Annotated in this window: 4 protein-coding genes; all 4 read left to right on the top strand. The window is 62.1% G+C overall.

Going from position 1 to position 4,543, the window contains the following annotated elements; all coding sequences use genetic code 11:
* Nucleotides 1-22: 22 nt before the first annotated feature.
* The gene (locus JJE47_04405) at nucleotides 23-844 is read left to right on the top strand and encodes an ABC transporter permease (protein ID MBK5266655.1); all 822 of its coding nucleotides are present in this window, start codon (nucleotides 23-25) and stop codon (nucleotides 842-844) included.
* Nucleotides 841-1,440, top strand: a complete 600-nt coding sequence (locus tag JJE47_04410) for a TetR/AcrR family transcriptional regulator (protein ID MBK5266656.1) — start codon at nucleotides 841-843, stop codon at nucleotides 1,438-1,440. Before JJE47_04405 ends, JJE47_04410 begins: the two co-directional genes overlap by 4 nt.
* A 91-nt stretch (nucleotides 1,441-1,531) precedes the next feature.
* Nucleotides 1,532-2,605, top strand: a complete 1,074-nt coding sequence (locus JJE47_04415; protein ID MBK5266657.1) for an FAD-binding oxidoreductase — start codon at nucleotides 1,532-1,534, stop codon at nucleotides 2,603-2,605.
* A 133-nt stretch (nucleotides 2,606-2,738) separates the two neighbouring features.
* Nucleotides 2,739-4,543, top strand: a 1,805-nt coding sequence (locus JJE47_04420) for a CHASE domain-containing protein (GenBank protein ID MBK5266658.1), incomplete at its 3' end; no start/stop codon positions are given.

Raw genomic sequence — 4,543 nt, forward strand, 5'->3', positions numbered from 1 at the left:
GCCAAGTGACACCTGGAGCACCATGACAACCACCGCCTCTCCCGCCAAGTACAGATTTGACCCTGATGCCTCGATCTCTGACAGGGTTCGGGCAGCGCTTCTGGACACTGCCACAGTCACGTGGCGCGACATGGTCCGCACCTCGCGCCGGCCGGAGATGTTGGCGTTTGCCGTGATCATGGGCGTCTTCTTCCTGGTCCTGTTCAACTATGTGTTTGGTGGGGCGATCGGGGCGGGCACCGGAGTCGACTACATCCAGTTCGTTGTTCCCGGAGTGCTGGTGATCACGGCGCTCCAGGGTGCACAGCAGACGGGGACCGGCCTTGCTGCTGATCTTTCGGAAGGGGTAACGGATAGGTTTCGGTCACTTCCGATGAATCAGGGGGCGGTCATTGCCGGGCGCACCGTTGCCGACGCAGCCCGGAACCTGGCCGGCCTGGTCCTCCTCGCATTGGTTGGCATCGCCATGGGTTTTCGCTTCAGTTCCTTTGGGGGAGCCGTCGCTTCTATCGCTCTGGCCCTGGCCGTTGGTTTCGCGTTCTCGTGGCTGAGTGCGGCGATCGCTGCCAAAGTCCGTAATCCGGAGATGGTTGGCATGTTGTCGATGTTCTGGCTGTTTCCACTGATGCTGGCCAGTAGTGCCTTTGCGCCGCCTGAGTCCATGCCGGGTTGGTTGCAGGGTTTTGCCACTCATCAGCCGATCTCGGTCGCGGCCAACGCGGTGCGGGACCTTTCCCTTGGCCTTGATACGGGTCGCGACGTTCTCTATGCCCTGGCCTGGGTGGTCGGAATGTTGGCTGTGTTTATCCCACTGTCATCCCGCCTCTATCGAAAAGCAGCATGAGCGGGATCGCAGTAGTCGCCGAGTCGTCTATCGGCACCCGGCAGCGCATCGTCGAGTCCGCACTTCAGCTCATCGCCGAGAACGGCGTTGGGGGAGTGACCATGACTGCGGTCGCCGATAAAGCGGAGGTGGCTCGCCAGACCCTCTATAACCACTTCCCTGATGTCGAGAGCATCGTCACCGAGACCATTGAGTCGCATCAGGTCGAGAGCTTTGGCATGCTGCGTAGCGTTCTCGCCACGATCCATTCTCCGATGGCCCGACTTGAGCACCTCGTTCGTCACTTTGCCGCCGTCTCGGTGCATCATCCTCCCGTCGTCGATTTGCAGCATGGCCTCTCGGCACGGGCTCAACTCGCGCTGCAAAAGCATGACAGTGCGGTCCTCTTGTTGATTGAGGACACTCTGAGGGCGGGAGTGGACGGCGGCGAATTCCGTGCCGATCTAGGAGTCGAACTCGACGCTCGGCTCGTCAAGCGTATGCTCGATGGTGTTGCCGAGTACGTGGCGTCCGATCCGGCGACCGTCCTCGATGCGGTTGAGACTGGCATTCGGACCGTGCTCGCGGCGGTCACGGCTCAACCCATCCGTGACTAACCCGCTCACCAGTGAGAAGGCCCTGTTCAGGGTTCGAGCGTATCTCGACCGTTCCGGCCTCGTTCGGAACCCGGCTAGCTAGCCTGCCGCTATGGCAGATGTGGTGGTGATCGGCGGTGGCATCGCGGGCGTGAGCGCGGCCGCCTACCTGGCACAAGACATGGACGTCGTCCTCGTCGAAGCCGAGTCGGCGCTTGCCTATCACGCCACCGGTCGCTCGGCCGCTCTCTATTACCCGGGCTACGGCCACGCGTCGATCCACCCGCTGTCGTATGTCAGCGGTGGTTTCTTTGAGAACCCCGAATACTCCGATCATCCGCTCCTGTCACCCCGGGGCGTTCTCACACTGGTGTTTCCCGGTCAAACTGCCATGCCCCTGAGTGAATCGGCTCAGCTGATTGATCCAGCCGCCGTCAGGCGAATCGTCTCGGTGGTCAACGAGACAGTTGAGGGTGGCATCTGGGAACCCGACCCCATGGACCTTGACGTGGCCGGGCTACATCAGGCGTACGTTCGCATGTTGCGTGCCGCCGGGGGCACGATCCGGACCGCAGCCCGAGTGACGGCGATCGAGCGGGGCGCCCGATGGCGACTGTCCATCGACGAGGACGTCGTCGAGGCAGATGTTGTGGTGAACGCGGCCGGTGCATGGGCCGACGAGGTGGCCGCCATGGCAGGGTTGGCGAAGGTAGGGCTGATTCCGAAGCGTCGGACCGCCTTCATGGTGGCGGCGCCGGACGGTTCCGAGAAGTGGCCGCTGGTTCACGATTCGGCCAGTTCCTTTTACTTCAAGCCCGATGGGTCCCAGCTCATGTGTTCGCTCGCCGATGAGACCCCGTCTGAGCCGTGTGATGCTCGACCCCAGGAGTTGGATGTCGCACTCGCCATCGATCGGATCAACACGGCCACCAGCCTGGGAATCCGGTCGGTCCGGTCGCAGTGGGCCGGACTCCGGACATTCGCTCCCGACGGAGGGATGGTCATCGGCGAGGATCCTGCCGCGGAGGGTTTCTTCTGGCTGGCTGGGCAAGGTGGCACTGGCATTCAAACCGCCCCGGCCGCCGGCCAGCTATTGGCTGGGTTGGTCAGGACCGGAGCCGCCCCGGGATATTTGACCCGGGCAGGGCTTGACGTCGAGGCGTTCTCCGCCGCCCGGTTTGCCTAGCCGGCCGATCAGATCGGATCCTTTCGTCGTATGGCGAGGAAGCGACGTGCATTTTGATGGGAGTCGTTCGTCTCGGGCGGTCGGTCGGCGGAGATCTCTCAGGCTGAGGCTGTTGATGGCCGATACAATCTCAGTGAAACGCGGTCGGCGAAGTCTGGAACGGTCGGAGACGTCGCGCCTGCGCGAATGGCTCCCAGCGTTGGCGGCCTTTGTCGTGGTTGCTGGTAGCTCGTTCGGTGCGTCTGTCGCGGTACACCGGGCTGCGGAGCGCCAGATCGAGTCCCGGTTGGCTCTACAGTCGGAAGCGCTGACTCATGCGATCTCCGAGGGAGTAGAGGACGTGGTTGTGGAGCTGTCGGCCCTGGTTGGACTGTTTCAAGCCAGCGATCATGTCAATGCCGCCGAGTATGGGCGGTATGTTTCCGATTTCGGGCTGGAAGCCGGTATGGGCGGATTGGCGTTTGTTCCCGTTGTGGATGCGGACGGCCTGGACGCATTCGCACAACAAATGGCGGCGACGGTCCCAGACTATGAGATGTTCGAGATCGATCTTGGGGGTCATCGGGTCCCGGTGGGGCCGCGGGAATGGTATTTTCCGATTCAGTTCTTTGAGCCGGCGGATTCTTTCGATCGGCCCCTGGGGCTGGATGTGGGGTCGCCTCCGGGCCGGATTGCCTTTCTGATGAAGGCCGTTCGTACCGGGCGCCCTGTCGCCACTCCTCTGGTGTCGTTGTTGCCGACCGGGCAGGAGGGGTTTGTCCTCTACAGCCCGTTGGTGGATGACCTTGGAATCGTCGAAGCGTTGGTCGTCAGCCCGGTGGTACTGGCCGATCTCATCGAAGGCCGAGTCCCCGGAGGCCTGGCATCGGAGCTGGACTGGACAGTACGCGACGTGACCGCATACGCGAACCGCGTTGACTTGGCATTGGATGCCCACGGCCAACTGCCACCCAGCCGAATTGAGGGTCTGGTTCATAGTGACATCATCACCGTGGCAGACCGGGTATGGCAATTCGATGTGACCCCCTCTGTCGGCTCATCGCTGCTGAGTGACGGTCTCAAGCCCAGCTGGATCTTCCTCATCGGCCTGGCCATGGCAATGATGGCCGGCGCCACAGCTCACGCCGCTTCACGCCGAGTGGCCGCGGTTCGCCAGGTGGCGGTCATGGCTGAGGTGCTTGCCGCCAAGGACCAATTCGTTGCCTCCATGTCTCATGAGCTTCGCACGCCGCTCACGGGCATCTTGGGTTTCGCCGAAATCCTGAGGGATCAGCCAGAGGGGCTCTCACTGGATGAACGCGTGGAAATGGTCGAAGTGATCGCCGAGCAGGCAACCGAACTGTCCGCCATCATCGAAGATCTCCTGGTGACGGCCCGGACGGAACACGGCACACTCATGATGGTCGAAGTACCGGTTGATATGGCCGACCAGATTGCCCATGTCCTTGAGTCTCTCAACTGCACCGATCGGGTCCCGATTGAGGCCAACTCCATTCCTAAGGCAGTTGGCGACCCTGGCAGGGTCCGCCAGGTCGTCCGCAACCTCGTTGTGAACGCCCTGGCGTACGGTGGGTCCAGTATCCGCGTGGTTGTGGAGCCGATCGGTGGAATGTTCGCCGTGCATGTGATTGACGACGGAGTCGGAGTACCCATCGAGCTCTCCGAAAAGATCTTCGAGCCCTATTTCTCTGCTCACACGAAAGCCGGATTGCCCGTCTCGATCGGGCTCGGTCTCAGCGTCTCCCGGGATTTGGCCCGGCGCATGGCTGGCGACCTCACACACTCACGTGAAGACGGCGAAACCATCTTCCGGTTCACCCTGCCGATTGCACCGGCAGAAAGCGATCACCCTCAAGTGGGTTCCACATCAAGCCAACGAGATGCGCGCTTGCTCGGGTCGAATGTTGAGCCCTCTCCGGACAACCTGGTCGACGCCGA

This window comes from Acidimicrobiia bacterium (assembly GCA_016650365.1).
Lineage (GTDB): Bacteria > Actinomycetota > Acidimicrobiia > Spongiisociales > JAENVV01 > JAENVV01.